Below are 18,928 nucleotides of genomic sequence, written 5' to 3' on the forward strand. Positions count from 1 at the left end.
TAAAATTTATAATCTAAAATTTAAAATAATAACAAATGAGCAATATACTTAAAGGTGGGGAATTCCTAATTAAACAAATTCCAGCTAATGAAATTTTCTCTTTGGAAGAACTTTCTGAAGAACAAAAAATGCTTCGTGATTCTGCGAAAGAATTTATTGACAGAGAAGTTATTCCACAACACGATCGTTTTGAGAAAAAAGATTATGCATTGACTGAAGAAACAATGCGTAAATTAGGAGAAATGGGACTGTTAGGAATCACTGTTCCTGAAGAATATGGAGGTTTGGGAATGGGATTTGTGAGCACAATGTTGGCTTGCGATTATGTTTCAGGTGGAAATGGATCATTAGCAACAGCTTATGGAGCACACACGGGAATTGGAACTCTTCCTACTTTGCTTTACGGAAGTGAAGAATTGAAAAAGAAATACCTTCCGGATTTAGCTACAGGAACAAAATTCGGAGCCTATTGTTTGACTGAGCCGGATGCAGGATCTGATGCCAATTCAGGGAAAACAAGAGCAAAATTGTCTGAAGATGGAAAACATTACATTATCAATGGACAAAAAATGTGGATTTCCAATGCAGGTTTTGCAGATACTTTCACATTATTTGCAAAAATTGATGATGATAAAAATATTACAGGTTTTGTAATCAACCGTTCAGAATTAGAAAATCCGGAAAGTTTAACATTTGGTGAAGAAGAACATAAATTAGGTATTCGTTCCTCTTCTACCCGTCAGGTTTTCTTCAATGATATGAAAGTTCCTGTTGAAAATATGTTGGGTGAAAGAAACAACGGTTTTAAAATCGCTTTGAATGCATTAAATGTTGGTAGAATTAAATTAGCTGCTGCAAACCTTGACGGACAAAGAAGAATTTTAAACCATGCTATTCAATATTCCAATGAAAGAAAGCAATTTGGTGTTTCTATTTCTACTTTCGGAGCTATCAGAAAGAAAATTGCAGAAATGTCAACCGGAGTTTTTGTGAGTGAAGCAGGTTCTTACCGTTTAGCAAAAAATGTTGAAGATAAAATTGCAGAATTAGTTGCTGGCGGAATGGATCATCAACAAGCGGAATTAAAAGGGGTTGAAGAATTTGCAGTAGAAGCTTCTATCCTTAAAGTTTTCGTTTCTGACCTTACTCAAAATACTGCGGATGAAGGAATCCAGATTTATGGAGGAATGGGATTCTCAGAAGATACCCCAATGGAATCTGCATGGAGAGATGCCAGAATTGGTAGAATCTATGAAGGTACCAACGAAATCAACAGATTATTAGCGGTAGGAATGCTTATTAAGAGAGCAATGAAAGGTGAATTAGATCTTTTATCTCCTGCAATGGCAATCAGCAAAGAATTGATGGGTATCCCTTCATTTGAAGTTCCTGACTATTCAGAATTCATGAGTGAAGAAAAAGCAATTATTGCTAATCTTAAGAAAGTATTCTTAATGGTTTCCGGAGCAGCACTACAGAAATTCATGATGGATATTGAGAAACAACAACATTTATTATTGAATGCTTCTGAAATCCTTAACCAGATCTATATGGCAGAATCTGCAATATTAAGAGCAGAGAAACATTTCTCTCCTGAATCTGTGGAAGCAGCTATGGCTCAGCTGAACCTTTACAAAGCTGTTGAGAAAATCATTACTTCTGCTAAAGAAGGAATCGTTTCTTTTGCTGAAGGAGATGAGCAGAGAATGATGCTTTCAGGATTAAGAAGATTCACAAAGTATACCAATCATCCGAATGTGGTAGCTCTTACTGAAAAAGTAGCAGCTCACTATATCGGGAAAGGAGCTTATTAGTCTTTAATAACATAAATTTGATTTAGCGTCTCATTTTTTGAGGCGCTTTTTTTTCACCCGTATTCCCAATATCCATCGTTGAATTTCAGGGTATTATATAAAGTTATTCAAAAAAAATTATTATTTTTATTATAAATTAATAAACACATGAGAATTCTATTATTTCCCCTTCTTCTTATTTCAGCAGCTTTTTCAGCCCAAAAAAAAGACAATATAGTTCCTGTTTCTAAGATTGATACCACAAAAATTGTTTCTAAAGGGAAGTTTCCAGGATCTTTTGCCCTTAAATCAGATCATTCTCAAAAAGAACTTTACAAGATATTGACCATTAAACCCAATGATACAATTCTTTACATGGCTTTAAAAGAGCCTTCAAAAGATTATTCACAATATAAAATTTTAAACGCGATTACACCCGATAAACTTCAGGTGGATCGGAAAAAGATAACGCCATCCAAATAAACACAACACAAACTAAAAAACTATTACCATGGGAAAATTTATTATCTCTAAAAGAATAAACGGAGACTTTCAGTTTAACCTCAAAGCGGGAAACGGACAGGTAATTTTAACCAGTCAGGGATACAGCACCAAGCCATCCTGCGAAAACGGAATCGGAACTGTAAAAACCAACTCACAGGAAGATGCCAAATTTGAAAGAAATACAGCCAATGATGGCAGATATTATTTCAACCTTAAAGCCGGAAACGGACAGATCATAGGAACCAGCCAAATGTATGAATCTGACAACGGCATGGAAAACGGAATCGAATCTGTAAAAAACAATGCGCCACATGCTCATATAGAGGATGAAACCAATGTCTAAAAATCATCTGAAATATTCTTGATAAAAATGCTTTATTTTTTAAGGCATTTTTTATTTTTGTAGTCTATTTTTCATTAGAAATGACAAAAGAAGAATTACTGAATAAAGCAATCAAAATTGCCGATAAGGCTCATAAAGGACAAACTGATAAATACCATGCTCCATACATCGCTCACGTGATGCGTGTGATGAACTATGGTAAAACATTGGATGAAAAAATTGTTGGAGTACTGCATGATGTAGTAGAAGATCATCCTCTGGAGTTCAGCCTGGATTATTTAAGATCGGAAGGATTTCCCGAATATATTATTTTTGCCATCAGCTGTCTTACGAAGCTTGATCCGGAAGAAGATTACGATGAATTTATCAAAAGAACAGAAAGATCTCTCCTTTCTGTTGCGGTAAAACTGAATGACCTTCGTGATAATATGGATCTTAGAAGAGTAAACAGAGAGCTTACTCCCAAAGACATCAAAAGGTTCAATAAATATCTGAAAGCTTACCGTTATCTGATAGAGAAATATTAATCCGCACCCGGGAAATCGTAAGTTTTCGTGTGATGGTCTGTTCCGTCGATATTAATGTTTAACGCAAGGTAAACGAAATGTAAATTTTTATTTCCTTTTGCTTCGAATTCACGCTGCCACAGATATCCGCTCACAATTCCAAAATAATCATCGATCTGATAGCCGAAACCGCCGTAAACTCTGTTTCTGGCAAAAGTAGGCTTCATCGGAGAGACAAAGAAAACTTCATCATAGGCATTGGCAAAAACAGTTCCTTTTTTGATGGTTTTCGCATTTAAAGGAACACTTACATTCAAACGGTATCTGTAACGCATTCTCTGGGAAGTCTGATCTGTTTTAGGCTCATAGAACCAGCTTTTTTCAGCACGAAAACGGTTTTCGAACTTCACGATACCTTTTTTAATATCGATAACATCCTGAAGCCATACCCTGAACTCCTCTCTGCTTAGGCTATGCTCTTTATAGTTCACATATCTTCCCAATCCTACGAAAGGTTTGTGATTCTTGGTAAGATTATACCCTAATCCCCCTTTTATTTCATAATAATCAGGGTAGGTATAATCTTCGTTACCACGCATCTGCCCTTCAGCATAAAGGAAAAATTTTGGATGAAACTTATACGTCAGAGTCACTGCATTGAAGCTGGAAATATGTTCCTGTGCTTTAAAAAAAGAAATTCCAAGTAATAAACCTAAGCCTATAAGACGTTTCATAAAAAATTTTTGCAAATGTATATTTTTTAACAATTTGTTAATATTAACTTTTATTCATTTCAAATTAACATTTACTTAATATTAATTGTATAAGAAAACCCAATGTGGAACCATCTTTGCGGCATTGCCACTCCAAATGCTTCCGTATATTTTGTATTGGTAATATTATTAATCAACACATACACTGAGTAGTCTTTTTTAGCAAAGCTTAGCTTCTCATCTACAAGATTATAGGTTCCCAGATTTACCCTTTCATTGTAACGGTAAACAAGCTCATTGGTGAAATTTTTCAGGAATTTTACTTCTAATTTGGAAACAAACTGGTGTCTCAGATTATCCAGAATATATCTTGAAACAAGGCCATCTTTTTCTTCATATTTGCTGTCAATATAAGTATATCCAACCGTATATTTTAACCAATCTACAGGTCTATGGCTCCACTCTGCTTCAATCCCTTTGGTTTTAATATCTCCTACATTCTGGGCATACCATACTTTATCATTCAGGTCTTTTTTCACCCAATCAATAGAATTGCTGGAGTTTCTTAAAAATCCACTGACTTTCGCTAAGATTTTACTATCCTGATACTGATATCCTACCTCTGATGAAACAGCATTTTCAGGTCGTAAATCAGGATTTCCCTGTTCCGTTTTACTGATATAATAAAGATCGGTAAAAGTAGGAATACGGTGTACTTTTGCGATATTTCCGTAGATTTTATTATTGGTATTAAAGTTATATCCTACGTCAAGCCCCGGATAGAAAAAATTACCTTCCTTAGAATAGTTAGCCCACGAAATTCCCGGACTGATGTTCAGTTTTTTATCCAGTAATGAAAAATGATGTTCAAAGAAAACCTGAGAGACAAAACGGTTTCTGTTCCCTAAATTACTGCTTGCAAGAAACTCCTTTCTTAATTCCACACCAATTCCGGTTGTTCCCAATCCCCATTGATAGCTGGAATTGACTTCTCCTCCTACATTATTTCCGATGTGCATATTTCTGTAAAATTCCGGATTCCATCTGTCATAAAGGTACATATCCTGTCCTCTTCTCCAATATACATTTGAATTAAGCTTTAGCTTTCCAAAAGTCTGCTGATGGGCTACACTTACTATAGAAGCCTGTGTTTCCTCATACTGTTTTGTGGCAGCACTGGAAGCATAAAAACCATTGGCTCCGAATTTCTTTTCTGAAAAACCAGCCTGTACTTTTACATCTCCGTTTTTGATATTCAGTTTTCCCTGATAAAATACATTTCTGATTTCATAATCAGTATTGAACATGTAGCCTTCTGAAGAAGCAGAATTGGCCTGAAGAGAGTTCGTAAACTTCTCATTTCCAATCTGCGCATTGAATCCAAGACCATAGGTGCTGTAGTCTCCTCCATCTGCACTTATCTTCACTCTTTTTCCAGGAGTGGCTTTGGTAATGATATTGATAACACCGGCATAAGCATTCTGACCAAAACGTCTGGCTGCCGGCCCTTTTATAATTTCTATCCTTTCTACGTCATCCAGATCTACCGGAATATTCATATTATTATGTCCGGTCTGGGAATCATTCATCCTGATTCCATTCAGCATCAGCAAAACCTGTTCAAAAGAGCTTCCACGAAAACCGATATCACTTTGCACCCCATTGGCTCCTCTCCTTCTGATATCCATGCCCGGTACCTGCTGAAGAATTTCGTCTATACTTTTAGCAGGCGAATTTACAATGTCTTCTCTGGTGATAACACTGATATTCTGATTAGCACTTTTATAAGGTGTAGAGATAAATTTCCCCTGAAATTCAATGCTTTCAATATCTGTTGTCTTTTCCTGTGCATGTACCCAAAGTAAAGATCCCAGAAAAAAAGCACTTCCTATCTTTTTGATCATAATCGTTTCCGTAGTTTTTTTAACAGAGTCCAAAAGTAAGGGAGTTCACCAAGACAGGCAAATGATAGTTGTCATAAAAAAAGATGCAACATAATGCTGCATCTGTGTGAGGGAGTAATTTTATCTTTTTCTCATTAAATGTGTAACTAGATCTCTGAATAATTTTCTCATTTCTATATTACATATTTACGGGTACAATTTTAAATAATTTTACAACATAAAACAATACTTAAATAAAAAAACACAACATATTTTTAAAATTTATAAAAACCACTGTAAAATAAATAGTAAAATAAAAATAAGTCCACAAAATATATTCATTTCTATCATTTTTTGAATGAAATATTTTGATTTCATCCCTCTCATTTAACGTTTACAATAATAATTTTTAACAATAAGATAAGCATAAAATTTTCACTAAAATTTCGTAATTTTGTGGGTCTTAATTTTACAATGAAAGTATTCTTTTTTTCAATATTTTTTATAGGCATTTTTGTAAATGCTCAGTTCACCTATCCGGATCCTAAAATATCTAGTCCTGAAGAAGATATAGAAGAAAAGGATGAGCTTATCAATTTAATTATTGGTGGGCAAAAAATTAAAGAATCCTATCAAAAAACAAGAGGAATAGAAAATGAGTTTAATATAGAGATTAGAAAGTATGATCTTCTTGGAAACATACTTTTTGCAAGTGACATAACACAAATACCATCTGATAAACCAACAAGAAAAGATGAGTATAAAATTCTTGTATCAGAAGGCAAAATTGCTTCATTTGAAGAAACGTCTCTTGATTTTCCAACCCATAAAAATGAGATATTCTATGACTCAAAAAATAATATTTCGAAAATAATCGGTAAAGGAAAAGAATTTGAATACCTATATGAAAATGGAAGATTGATAAAAAAAATTGAAAAATATTCTGGGGGAAAGACAATTAGTATTTATCAATATAATACTGCAGGAAAAGTGACTAGAATATCCAGTGAATATATTTCTTCCAAAGAAAAGCCATCAACAAGCTTTCATACTTTTGCATATGATATGAAGGGCAATATCATATCAAATTTGCTGAAAGATGAAGAATCCATTATAGAAAAAAAGTATTCTTATACGGATAATCTCCTTACAAAATATACGCTTACTTTTAATGGTAATAAAGCAGAAGATCAGCAATATGATTATGATGAAAATCGTAGGATAAAAAAAATGATAAAAGCATCATATAATCCAGATAAGAATACTTCTACAAGTACCAGCTCACTTGTTTTTAACTACAATTATAAAAATGACTTACTTGCTGAAAGAAGTACATTATTTGATGGTAAAGAGCCCGCCTATGTTGAAACATTTTCCTATGATGACCAGAAAAGAATAGTTAGAGTCAACACTCAATCAGAAAATAAAGTTGTGGCCAATGTAAATATTAGCTACGGAAATAAAACAATCACGCTGACTGGTGATACCTACCAGGCAGAATATACTTTATATGAATAAACAAAATATGGCTAACACAACAGAAATAGATATAAAAAAACAGATTTTCGTTAAGAACGCACATCTTAACAATCTGAAACATATAGACGTCCTGATTCCGAAAAACAAACTGATTGTTATTACAGGAGTTTCAGGAAGCGGTAAATCCTCTTTGGCTTTTGATACTATTTATGCTGAAGGACAGAGAAGGTATGTTGAAAGTTTAAGTTCTTATGCCCGTCAGTTTTTGGGAAAATTAGAAAAACCCAAGGTTGATGATATCAAAGGACTTGCCCCTTCCATTGCCATCCAGCAGAAAGTAATTTCTTCCAATCCGCGTTCTACTGTGGGAACTTCTACAGAGATCTACGATTATATGAAGCTTTTATTTGCCAGAATCGGGAAAACCTTTTCACCGGTTTCCGGAGAAGAAGTGAAAAAAGATTCGGTTTCTGATGTAGTAGACTTCATTAAAGCTTCCAAAAAAGATACTTCTTTTCTGTTAACGGCTCCTTTGGAATATGATGCAGACAATTTTAAAGAAACGCTGAATGTTTTAAAACTGGCAGGTTTCACAAGACTGGAAATCAATGGAAATGTAGCGGGTATTGAAGATCTGGAAAGCTTTGGATTTGCTCCTGAAAAAGGAATGGCAATCAATCTTGTTATTGACCGTTTCTCTTATGAAGAAGACGAAAGTTTTTTACAGAGGCTTGCCGATTCTATTCAAATGGCATTCTATGAAGGACGTGGCTATTGTTCATTAAAGAATACAGATACTGAAAAAGTAAAAGAATTCTCCAATAAATTTGAGCTGGACGGAATGGAGTTCCTTGAACCGAATGTTCATTTTTTCAGCTTTAATAATCCATACGGAGCATGTCCGGCATGTGAAGGATACGGAAAAGTAATTGGAATTGATGAAGATCTTGTGGTTCCCAACAAAACGCTGTCCATCTACGAAGATGCAGTCGTATGCTGGAGAGGAGAAACAATGAGCGAATGGAAAAAGGATTTCATCAAAAAAGCAGGTGACTTCCCTATCCACAAACCTTACCATCAGCTAACAAAAGAGCAGAAAAACTTCCTTTGGAAAGGTGACGGAAAAAGTAATTTCCCATGCATTAATAATTTCTTCAAAATGCTTGAAGAAAACCTCTATAAAATCCAGTACAGAGTGATGCTTTCCCGTTACAGAGGAAAAACCCTTTGTCCTACCTGTGAAGGATTGAGACTTCGCGAAGAAACCAGCTGGGTAAAAGTAGACGGACACAATATCCAGTCGATGATTGAGCTTCCTCTGGACGAACTTTCTCCATTAATCAACGGATTAAAGCTTTCAGATCATGACAAAGAAGTTGCCAAAAGGCTGATCTATGAAATCACAACTCGCCTTGAATTTTTATTAAAAGTAGGATTAGGATATTTAACATTAAACAGAACTTCCAATACCCTTTCGGGAGGAGAAAGTCAGAGAATCAATCTTGCCACAAGCTTAGGAAGTTCTTTGGTAGGTTCTATTTATATTCTGGATGAACCTTCTATCGGGCTTCACTCCAAAGACACGGAAAACCTGATTGAAGTACTGAAAAACCTTCGTGACCTTGGAAACACCGTAATTGTGGTAGAACACGATGAAGATGTTATGAGAGCCGCTGATTATATTATTGATATTGGTCCGGAAGCAGGCTATCTTGGTGGTGAACTGGTATTTGCCGGAGATTATAAAGATCTGAAAAAAGCCAACACACTTACCTCAGAATACCTTACCGGAAGACTGGAAATTGAGGTTCCGAAGAAGCGAAGAAAAGGCAAAGAATGGATTCACATTAAAGGTGCCCGCCAGAACAATCTTAAAAATATAGATGTAGATGTTCCCCTTGAAAGTCTGGTGGTGATTTCCGGAGTTTCAGGAAGTGGAAAATCTACTTTAATGAAAGAAATTCTTACCAATGACATTCAGATTCAGTTAGGAATGGGTGGTAAAAAAGGAGATTACGATTCCGTAGAATTTCCAAAAAAGCTGATCAAAAATATTGAACTGATTGATCAGAACCCGATTGGAAAATCATCCCGTTCAAACCCGGTAACTTATCTGAAAGCCTATGATGACATCCGTGATCTTTTCGCGAAACAGAAAGTAGCCAAAATGATGGGATACAAGCCTAAACATTTCTCTTTCAACGTAGACGGCGGAAGATGTGATGAATGTAAAGGTGAAGGTGTCATCAATGTTTCCATGCAGTTTATGGCAGATATCGAGCTTGAATGTGAGGTTTGTAAAGGAACAAGATTCAAGAATGAAATCCTTGAGGTAAGATTCGATGAGAAAAACATCTCTGACATTCTTCATATGACCGTAGATGAAGCGTTGGCATTCTTTAAAGACAATAATGAAGAGAAGATCGTAACAAAGCTGAGACCGCTGCAGGAAGTAGGTTTAGGTTATCTTCAGCTGGGACAAAGCTCTTCTACCCTTTCCGGCGGTGAGGCACAGCGTGTGAAGCTGGCTTCATTCCTTGTAAAAGGGGTAACAACGGATAAGACGTTATTTATTTTTGATGAACCTTCTACAGGACTTCACTTCCATGATATTCAGAAATTATTGAAATCATTGCAGGCATTGATTGACCTTGGACATTCAGTGATTGTTATTGAGCACCAGCCTGATATTATCAAATGTGCCGACTATATTATTGATATCGGCCCGGAAGCAGGAAAACATGGCGGAGAAGTTGTATTTACAGGAACTCCTGAAGATCTGACAAAAAATAAAAAGTCACACACCGCAAAATATATCAAGGAAAAATTGGAACAATAAAATACAATCGGCTGTTTTTAAAAACAGCCGATTTTTTATTTAGATTCTCTATCTTTATTAAAATTAACCCATTACAAAATTATTTTTTATGCCCTGGAATCCCGAATTATATGATCAATACAAAGATGTGCGTTACAAACCCTTTTATGATTTAGCAGCATTAATCAAGCCTGAAAACAATATAAAAGCGATTGACCTAGGCTGTGGCACCGGAGAGCAAACCTCCATTCTGACAGAAAAACTGGACGGCTCTACATTTTTAGGAATTGATTCATCAGCAGAAATGCTTGAGAAATCGAAAAAATTTGAAAATGACAACTTGCACTTTAAACTGCAGACCATTGAAGAAACAGCGCAGTCTGACCAAAAATGGGATCTTGTCTTCAGCAATGCCGCTTTACAGTGGGCAGATGATCACGAAACGTTATTTCCTAAAATCATTGGATTACTTTCACAGAATGGGCAGTTAGCTATTCAGATGCCTGTTCAGAAAGAAAATATCCTGAATCAGATTCTTACGGAAATGGCAGACGAAGAACCTTATGCTTCACAGCTCAATCATTTCAACCGTGATTCGCCTGTACTTTCAATGGATGATTATGCTCAAATTTTGTTTGACAACGGAATTCAGGATATTGAAATATTCCAGAAAGTTTATCCGATTATTGCAGATGATCATGAAGCGCTCTATGAATTTATTTCAGGAACTGCCCTGCTGCCTTATCTTGAGCGTTTGGAAAAAGAACAAAAAGAAAATTTCATTTCCGAATTTAAATCACGTATCGCTCAAAGATTTACAAAATATCCGGCAATCTATGCATTTAAGCGTATTCTGATGTATGGTCGAAAAAAATAAAAACTCTTATAAGAATTAAAAGAAGCTGTCTCAAAATTGTCATTCTGAATGAAATGAAGTATCCCATATCGTTGATTATTAACGGGATTCTTCCTTCGTCAGAATGACAAAAATCCACTAGCCAGATTATTGAGACAACTTCTTCTTTAAATATTCTTTATCCTTTCAGATTGTACAAAAACGGACTCTTCTGTATATATTCAGCAGCATCAATCTGAGAAACCAGAAATTCCGCAAGATCCGCAGCACTGATACTTTCGCCTTTACAATCTGTAAGACTTGTTTCAGTTGTAAACCTTTCTTCGGTAAGATGAATCAGTGGCAATCTTACCAAAGTCCAGTCCAGTGTACTTTCCACAAGAGATTCATACTCTTTTTGTTTGTCTTCCGTTGTTTCAGGATAATTCTGATACATCCATTCAGTAGCCATTTTAACGCTTTCATTTTTATGATCAGACAGAGTATTTACACTCAAACCGGTAGTTACTATATAGCGCTTCATTCCAAAATGGTTCATCGCTCTGATGATATTTTTTGCAGCATCACTGAATATAGACTTCTCTCCTTTTGACTGTCCTAAAGTGCTTATTACAAGATCAGTTCCTTCAAGCAATCTATGAACTGAGGTTTCATCTCTCGCATCTCCTTTTACAACTTCAATTAATGGATTTTGAAAGGTAACGTTTTCAGGGTTTCTGACTAAAAGTTTAAGAGAATACCCTTTCTCAAGGAGGTTTTGCACCAGATATTTTCCGGATTTTCCTGTTCCGCCGATTACGGCAATTTTATAGGTTTTCATATTGATTTTCTTTAAATATTACATATCAATAATCAATAGCTAATTCTACGCTAACGACCACTGATAAGGCAAATAACATATTGTCTTTGCTTTAGTTATGATATAATGAAGGTATTGGGTTCAGAAAATTGAACCTAAGATGTTCAGGTTAAAAAATAGCCTGACTCATAGTAATATGTATTACGAGATTTTAATGAATTAAAGTTACACTTTTTTCACCAGGTAAAAAATCAAAAATTTATGATTTCGACAACACTTTTGAAAAGAGAAAGTTTTTAACTTTGATAACCTTCTTACTATCAGTATATTCCAAAAAAAGCATTTACACCAATAAAATATATAAATATGGAACCATTTACTGTTAACATTCCTGAATCGGTGATCACCGATCTTAAAAACCGTCTGCAAAACGCCCGCTGGCCCGGAGAACCCGAAGGTTCTGATTGGAATTATGGTACCAACGAAAAATACCTGAAAGAACTTACCCACTATTGGATCAATGATTACAACTGGAGAATGCACGAACAGCAGTTGAATCAACATCCTCAATACACCGCTGAAATAGATGGAATTCTGATTCATTTTCAATACATAAGAGGAAAAGGAATTCATCCAAAACCCCTTATTCTTACCCATGGCTGGCCGGACAGCTATTATCGTTTTCATAAAATTATTCCATTGCTTACAGAAGGTGAACAGAGTTTTGATCTGGTTATTCCTTCTATTCCCGGATTTGGTTTTTCTGATAAAACAGCTGTTAGCAGTGCCAGAGTAGCTGATCTTTGGAAAAAACTGATGACAGAAGTCCTTGGATATGAAAAATTTTATGCTGCCGGAGGGGATATTGGCATGAATGTCGTAAAAGCACTGACTTCAAAATATCCTGATGCCTTGGAAGCTGTTCATCTTACCGATGTAGGATATCCTATGGGACAGGAAGATCCGGCAACGATGAGTGAAGAGGAAAAAGCATTCGCACAGTTTGTACAACAATGGTGGTATAGTGAAGGAGCCTATGCCATGGTTCAGTCTACCAAACCCCAGTCTCTTGCCTATGGTCTGAATGACTCTCCTGTTGGACTTGCAGGCTGGATTATAAGTTTTACCAATGCAGGAGCGCCCCCGGAATTAATAGAAACAGCCTTTGGAGGGAAAGATGAAATGCTTACCAATATTATGATTTACTGGGTAACGCAAACCATAGGGCCTTCTGCCAGAATGTACAAAGAAGATGCAGCAGCTTTATGGAGCGGAGCACACGTTCATCAAAAAAGCAATGTTCCGGCCGGAGTACTCGTATTTCCCCGTGAAGCTCAGTTTCCCAAAGAATGGGCAGAACGTTTCGTAAATGTGACCAGCTTTAAAAAGATGAACGAAGGTGGCCATTTTGCCGCACTGGAATTACCTCATATATTTGCAGATGAACTAAGATCATTCTTTTATTCTGTCAAATAAAAACAATCCATGAAGTACTCCTTTTCTATTCTTTTTGCCATTCCTCTTTTTATAACCAGCTGTACTGTACAAAAGAAAAATACTAAAAGTTATGATTATGAAGTAAAAGTTGTTACTTTGACCTTTTTAGATCAGAGCAGAAACCGTAAAGTCCCTGTTGCTTTTTATTATCCAGAAACAGATAAGAAAATTCTCAACCCACAGGTTATTATTTTCAATCATGGATATGGTCTCAATAAAGGCGGAGATTACCTTGTGTACTCTTATTTAACGGAAAAACTGGCTTCAAAAGGCTATTTCACAGTAAGCATTCAACATGAACTGGCTACAGACAGTCTGCTCCCCACAGAAGGAAATTTGCAGATGGTGAGAAGACCTTTCTGGCAAAATGGTTCGGATAACATTCTGTTTGTGCTCAATGAACTTAAAAAGACAAAACCGGAACTTGATTATAAACATCTGACCTTAATAGGACACTCCAATGGTGGTGATATGGCAGCGCTATTCGGTAATCAGCATCCTAATCTGGTGTATAAACTCATCACAATGGACAACCGGAGAATGTTTCTTCCGAGAACTTCGGTTCCTAAAATTTATTCTTTACGTTCCAACGATTATCCGGCTGATGAAGGTGTGCTTCCCAATGAAACAGAACAAAAAAAATATTCTATAACAATACAACCCACTCTGATTAATCATGGTCATATGGACAATAAAGGCAGTGATGAAGAGAAAAAAATCTTAAATGATTTTGTTTTAAAATATCTTTCTGAACAATAGTTCCAAAGAATCCCATAAGTTATCCACAACAAATTGTGGATAACTTGTGAATTTTAACATTAAATTCATATTTCGTATTAAAATTATTACTACATTTACTATGTAATAAAAATCGAAGTGGAAACTTTATTTGCTTTTCTTACTACTATTGAAATTGCAATTAAATTTGAAATAAAAATTTAAGCACAGCATTGTCGGCTGTGCTTTTTATTGTTGTCTAATTAAAAAAATGAGATGTATTTATCTACTGGATCTGCCTCTAAAGGGCAGATTCTTTTATCCATATACCCTTTTTAAATAAAGCTTTCTGAAGATTTTCGACTCGGTTAATATCTGAAAAAAGTATGTATGCAGCTTAAACTTTTACGCAAAGGTTAATTATATAAAATTTATATTCTAAAGGGCACAAAGATGTAATCAACTTTTGATTCTCAATAAGCAAACGTATAGCTTCATCAGAGACATTGCCGCTTTCCCGGCCTCCTTATTAATAAAGGAATTGAATCTTGTCTTTGCGTTTAAGAGAATCAAGTTTAGAGAAGTAAAGGCAGTGCTCCTTTTAAAAACTGGCCTCATAGTTCAATGGATAGAATAAAAGTTTCCTAAACTTTAGATTCAGGTTCGATTCCTGGTGGGGCTACAAATAGCCAAACGGCGCCAACTGGTGTATTCGATTTCAAGCCCCAATCATCAGTATATTAACGATAATATGCCCTGTGAATTATTTTGTCCCCTAAGAAGTAATTCGTTCTTACTCCTAAAGGAATTTTAAAGCATTTATCCGGCAAAGCTTCCTGATGAACCGAATTATTATCGAAGTAAACCCTGTGGAAAGGCAAACTTAAATACCCTGTCTGCTGACCGCCGTCTCACTAAAAATTTAAATCCCCACATAACAATACTGTATTTAATAGGGAGATTTTGCTCACATAACTCCACACAAGACATTCAACAATAATTCATTATTACTTAAAATTATCAATCTTTACAACAAAATAATTCATAATATGATGAAAATTCATTATTTTAGTAAGAGACTTAAAAACTAAAACCGGCGCAAATGTGTAAAATATTTATAGTTGATGAGAATATTTTCTTAGGAGAAATATTAGAATATCATCTTCAGCTAAATCCTGATTATGAAGTTCTCCCAAACAACAGCACAAAACTACATTTCAAACCTTTACAGCGAAGCTAATAGACTTATGCAAATCAAACATTGGCGTCCCCATTAATAACCTTGAAACAGAAAATAGTGAGATGAAAGTTGCCAAATTACTTTTTATAAACGAAAACCTCAAATCAGAAAGGAATGATGAAAATCTTGAATATTACGAAGTTCAGCTCGTCATAGGATTTGGAACCAGAAGTATTATTGAAAAGGAGAGCTTTTTTATTCTTTTAAAAGAAAAGTTCCCGAATGCAGAGATTGCCCTCTCTTCTTCGTCAGGAGAAATTTTCTGTAATGAAGTATATGACGGGGCAGTTGTTTTAACCGCAATCAGTTTTTCAAGATCTTCCTTAAAAACATCGCAGATTGACATTGAAGATTTTTCAGACAGTTATGATGCAGGAAAAAAATTAATTGAAAATCTGCCTTCAGAAGGACTTAGATGGGTATTCATCATGTCAGATGGCAATAAAGTAAATGGTAGCCAGCTGGTAAGTGGGCTTAACAGCAGCCGCCCCGAAAAAGTTCTGATCTCAGGAGGTCTGGCCGGAGATGGGGATAAATTTGAAAAAACAGTGGTTGGACTTAATCAGGTTCCCCAGCCCAATAAAATTCTTGCTGTTGGATTTTATGGAGAACATCTTGAATTATCACATTCTTCAATAGGAGGCTGGGAAAGTTTTGGACTTGAAAGGATAGTTACAAAATCACAAGATAATGTTCTTTACGAGATTGATAATAAAAATGCGTTGGATCTTTATAAAAAGTATTTGGGAAAATATGCTGAAGAGCTTCCCGGCTCTGCTCTGCTTTTTCCATTATCTCTTAAGTTGCCCAGGGATCTGTCACCAGTAGTGAGAACGATTCTATCAATTAAAGATAACACAATGATTTTTGCGGGAGATTTACCGGAAGGAAGTCAGGTAAGATTTATGAAAGCCAATATGGATAAGCTTATTGATGCAGCAAATGACGCAGCAAACGAATGTCTTCAGATGACCCAACATAAAATTAAGCTAGGAATCATTATCAGCTGTGTTGGGAGAAAAATAGTATTGGCTGACAGAGTGTATGAAGAAGTAGATATTGTACGGGATGTTTTTAAATCAAATACGTCACTGATAGGTTTTTACTCATATGGAGAATTATCTCCTTTAAGCCCATTTGGCAATTGTGCTCTACACAACCAAACTATTACCATTACCACCGTTAATGAAATTGAATAAATATGGAAACCAAATTTCACAATTTACTCGAGAGACAGATAAATAAATATCTTACGGCAGATTGCAAAAATCATCCGCAATTTAAAAATTTTATTCACGCAGTTAATGAATCATACAAATCATTTGAAAGAGATAAAGAACTCATGGACCACGCTTTTAAACAAAGTGAAGAAGAATATCAGGAACTTTATCAAAATCTTAAAAATGAAAATACTCTTAAACAGGAATCTGTCAGCAATCTATATGAGTCATTAAAGATTATTGACTCCGATATTGAAATAAAAAAATCAGACGATCTTAAAGAACTATCACTATATCTCTCTGAACAGCTGAAAAAAAGAAAAAGAGCAGAAGATTATATAAAGCAGCAAGAGGAAAAATACCGGAATATTATTGCTAATATGAATTTAGGGCTCATTGAAGTTGATAATCATGAGATTATCCGTTACGCTAATCAGAGCTTTTGTGATGTTTCAGGTTTTGAACTTGATGAAGTAATTGGTAAAAACCCCAGTGAACTTTTCCTGTATGGAGAAAATAATATTCGTTTTTTACAGGATCAGATAGAATTAAGAAAAAAAGGAGTCTCCAGTGTATATCAGCTTTCTGTTAGGAATAAAAGAGGTGAAATAAGATGGTGGGCAATAAGTGGAGCTCCCAGTTATGATGACCAAGGAAACTTATTAGGTTCTATAGGGATTCATCTTGACATTACCGACCAAAAAAAACTGGAAGACGAATTAAAACTGGAAAAATCAAAAGCCTTGGAGGCATCAAAGGCAAAGGAGGTTTTTCTGGCCAATATGAGCCATGAAATCCGAACACCTCTTAATGGAATCATTGGTTTTTTGCGTGAACTTAAGAGAAGCAGCCTATCGGAAAACCAGCAAGAATTTGTAGAAAACAGCTATAATGCTTCACAGCATTTATTATCAATTATCAATAACATACTTGATATCTCTAAAATTGAATCCGGAGAAATGTCTCTGGAAAACAAAAGTTTTTCGTTAAAAGATAGCATTCAAAAGGTTATTTCTATTCTCAAACCAAAAGCAGATGAAAAAAAGCTCCAACTGATTACCCATTTTTCCTCTGATATTTTTTATGTTTTGAAAGGAGATTCTTTAAGACTTGAGCAGGTTCTATATAACATCATTGGGAATTCCTTAAAATTTACCAATGAGGGCCAGATCTATGTTGAATCCAAGGTCCTGAAAAGTTCTCTCAACCAACAAACTATTTCAATTAGCATTACTGACACGGGTATTGGAATGAGCGAAGAATATGTACGCGATATATTCAAAAAATTTAATCAGGAAGATAGCTCAATTTCAAGAAAATATGGGGGCACAGGTCTTGGAATGTCTATTACACGAGAACTTATTCATCTTATGGAAGGTGAAATTAATGTAAAAAGTGAAAAAAACGCAGGTACATGCATTGAAATAACTTTACTTCTGGACAGAGGTAATGAAGAAGATCTGGAAAAAAATGACTGGCAAAATGAACATCTTTCCATTGCAGGTACAAGAGTTCTGCTGGTAGAAGATAATGCCCTTAATCAGCTGGTTGCCGAAAAGTCACTAAAACATTTTAAATGCAGCATCGCCAAAGCTGAAAATGGTAAGATAGCCTTAGAAATGTTAAGAAGAGAAAAATTTGACATTATTTTGATGGACATGCAAATGCCGGAAATGGATGGTATCGAAGCAACTAAAATATTAAGAAAGGAACTTGCGATTAAAACTCCTGTGATAGCACTCACGGCAAACGCTTTTAAAACAGAAATAGATCATTGCATTAATGCAGGAATGAATGATTATATCACAAAGCCTTTTAATGAAGAAAATTTGCTGAATACAATTTATAAGTATGTCAAAATTCATGAAAAAACAGCAAAGACAGTGTCTGATACGCATGAAAGACTCTACAATCTGAAAAGCATACAAACCCTCAGCAGAGGTGATAAGGAATTTATGCGGAAAATGATCTCAGTATTTATTGCGCAGACTGAAACGACAATTCTATTGGTTGAAAAAGCATTTCAAGAAAAAAACTATAGCGAAATTGCAAAACTTATGAATAAAATAAGACCAGGAATACAGTCTATAGAAATAACTTCTATAGTGAACATTGTAAAACAGCTTGAAGTACTTGCAATGGAGCAAAATAAAAAATTCCCTGAATTATATTCCTTATTTGAAAAAATAAAAAAGACCCTTGAAAAAGTTGTGATTCAATTAAAAAGTGAGATTCAATAAATTTAAATTTAAAACTCTTTATTGTTGATGATGACAAATTTTTATTCACATGTTTTCAGCAGTATCTGAAATTAGCTGTAAGCCCTGTCATCCATAGGTTTAAACCACTATAAATCAATTTATTATAATTTTTTGATATTAATTATTTATAAGGCTATAAGTTTTTAATTATACCAAATTACACTGATCTAATGATTGTTTGTACATTCATAATTAGAAAAATAAAATGCCATCTAAGTGCCCCCGTCAGATATAGATTTAAAATACTTTTATAAAAGACTGAAAAATAGTAGTAGAACTTAATACTTATGTTGATCAGT

Annotated in this window: 14 protein-coding genes and 1 tRNA gene; 12 read left to right on the forward strand and 3 right to left on the reverse strand. The window is 35.0% G+C overall.

Annotated features, from left to right (window positions below; all coding sequences use genetic code 11):
* Nucleotides 1–35: 35 nt before the first annotated feature.
* From JOE44_RS05285 to JOE44_RS05300, 4 genes are all read left to right on the forward strand, one after another.
* Nucleotides 36–1,814 (forward strand): acyl-CoA dehydrogenase family protein, encoded by a 1,779-nt coding sequence (locus JOE44_RS05285; protein WP_209784654.1) that lies wholly within the window; start codon nt 36–38, stop codon nt 1,812–1,814.
* 147 nt (nt 1,815–1,961) lie between these two features.
* Nucleotides 1,962–2,276 (forward strand): hypothetical protein, encoded by a 315-nt coding sequence (locus JOE44_RS05290; RefSeq protein WP_209784655.1) that lies wholly within the window; start codon nt 1,962–1,964, stop codon nt 2,274–2,276.
* Between the two features lie 28 nt (nt 2,277–2,304).
* Entirely contained in the window at nt 2,305–2,640 is a 336-nt protein-coding gene (locus JOE44_RS05295; RefSeq protein WP_209784656.1) for a YegP family protein, read from the forward strand.
* Nucleotides 2,641–2,720: 80 nt separating this feature from the next.
* On the forward strand, nt 2,721–3,167 hold the full coding sequence (locus tag JOE44_RS05300; RefSeq protein WP_034694511.1) for a phosphohydrolase: 447 nt from the start codon (nt 2,721–2,723) through the stop codon (nt 3,165–3,167).
* On the opposite strand, the gene JOE44_RS05305 is transcribed toward JOE44_RS05300, so the two are convergent.
* The gene (locus JOE44_RS05305; RefSeq protein WP_034694295.1) at nt 3,164–3,880 is read right to left on the reverse strand and encodes a DUF2490 domain-containing protein; all 717 of its coding nucleotides are present in this window, start codon (nt 3,878–3,880) and stop codon (nt 3,164–3,166) included. The two genes, JOE44_RS05300 and JOE44_RS05305, sit on opposite strands and share 4 nt — an antisense overlap.
* Nucleotides 3,881–3,951: 71 nt before the next feature.
* A complete protein-coding gene (locus tag JOE44_RS05310; protein WP_209784657.1) occupies nt 3,952–5,763 on the reverse strand; it encodes a TonB-dependent receptor in 1,812 nt (603 codons plus the stop codon).
* 453 nt (nt 5,764–6,216) lie between these two features.
* Between JOE44_RS05310 and JOE44_RS05315 the strand changes: the two genes are divergently transcribed.
* The 3 genes from JOE44_RS05315 (at nt 6,217) to JOE44_RS05325 (ending at nt 10,916) form a co-directional block, all read left to right on the forward strand.
* Nucleotides 6,217–7,260 (forward strand): hypothetical protein, encoded by a 1,044-nt coding sequence (locus JOE44_RS05315; RefSeq protein ID WP_209784658.1) that lies wholly within the window; start codon nt 6,217–6,219, stop codon nt 7,258–7,260.
* Nucleotides 7,261–7,267: 7 nt separating this feature from the next.
* Nucleotides 7,268–10,060, forward strand: coding sequence for an excinuclease ABC subunit UvrA (gene uvrA, locus JOE44_RS05320; protein ID WP_209789104.1), 2,793 nt, complete (start codon nt 7,268–7,270; stop codon nt 10,058–10,060).
* Between the two features lie 88 nt (nt 10,061–10,148).
* The gene (locus JOE44_RS05325) at nt 10,149–10,916 is read left to right on the forward strand and encodes a methyltransferase domain-containing protein (RefSeq protein ID WP_209784659.1); all 768 of its coding nucleotides are present in this window, start codon (nt 10,149–10,151) and stop codon (nt 10,914–10,916) included.
* A 157-nt stretch (nt 10,917–11,073) separates the two neighbouring features.
* On the opposite strand, the gene JOE44_RS05330 is transcribed toward JOE44_RS05325, so the two are convergent.
* Complete coding sequence (locus JOE44_RS05330; protein ID WP_209784660.1) at nt 11,074–11,715, reverse strand: NAD(P)H-binding protein; 642 nt, start codon at nt 11,713–11,715, stop codon at nt 11,074–11,076.
* A gap of 345 nt (nt 11,716–12,060) precedes the next feature.
* Here JOE44_RS05330 and JOE44_RS05335 point away from each other — a divergent pair, with 345 nt between their 5' ends.
* From JOE44_RS05335 to JOE44_RS05355, 5 genes are all read left to right on the forward strand, one after another.
* Nucleotides 12,061–13,170 carry an epoxide hydrolase family protein gene (locus tag JOE44_RS05335; protein WP_209784661.1) on the forward strand — a complete coding sequence of 370 codons (1,110 nt, stop codon included), beginning with the start codon at nt 12,061–12,063 and terminating at the stop codon, nt 13,168–13,170.
* A 9-nt stretch (nt 13,171–13,179) separates the two neighbouring features.
* The gene (locus JOE44_RS05340) at nt 13,180–13,950 is read left to right on the forward strand and encodes an alpha/beta hydrolase (protein ID WP_209784662.1); all 771 of its coding nucleotides are present in this window, start codon (nt 13,180–13,182) and stop codon (nt 13,948–13,950) included.
* A 568-nt stretch (nt 13,951–14,518) separates the two neighbouring features.
* Nucleotides 14,519–14,590, forward strand: a tRNA-Arg gene (locus tag JOE44_RS05345).
* Nucleotides 14,591–15,210: 620 nt separating this feature from the next.
* Nucleotides 15,211–16,347 carry an FIST N-terminal domain-containing protein gene (locus tag JOE44_RS05350; protein ID WP_209784663.1) on the forward strand — a complete coding sequence of 379 codons (1,137 nt, stop codon included), beginning with the start codon at nt 15,211–15,213 and terminating at the stop codon, nt 16,345–16,347.
* Nucleotides 16,348–16,349: 2 nt separating this feature from the next.
* Nucleotides 16,350–18,608: a response regulator gene (locus JOE44_RS05355; RefSeq protein WP_209784664.1), complete on the forward strand. Its 2,259-nt coding sequence runs from the start codon at nt 16,350–16,352 to the stop codon at nt 18,606–18,608.
* The last annotated feature ends 320 nt before the right edge of the window (nt 18,609–18,928 follow it).

Origin of the sequence: Chryseobacterium sp. PvR013 (genome assembly GCF_017833095.1) — a bacterium.
GTDB lineage: Bacteria > Bacteroidota > Bacteroidia > Flavobacteriales > Weeksellaceae > Chryseobacterium > Chryseobacterium culicis_A.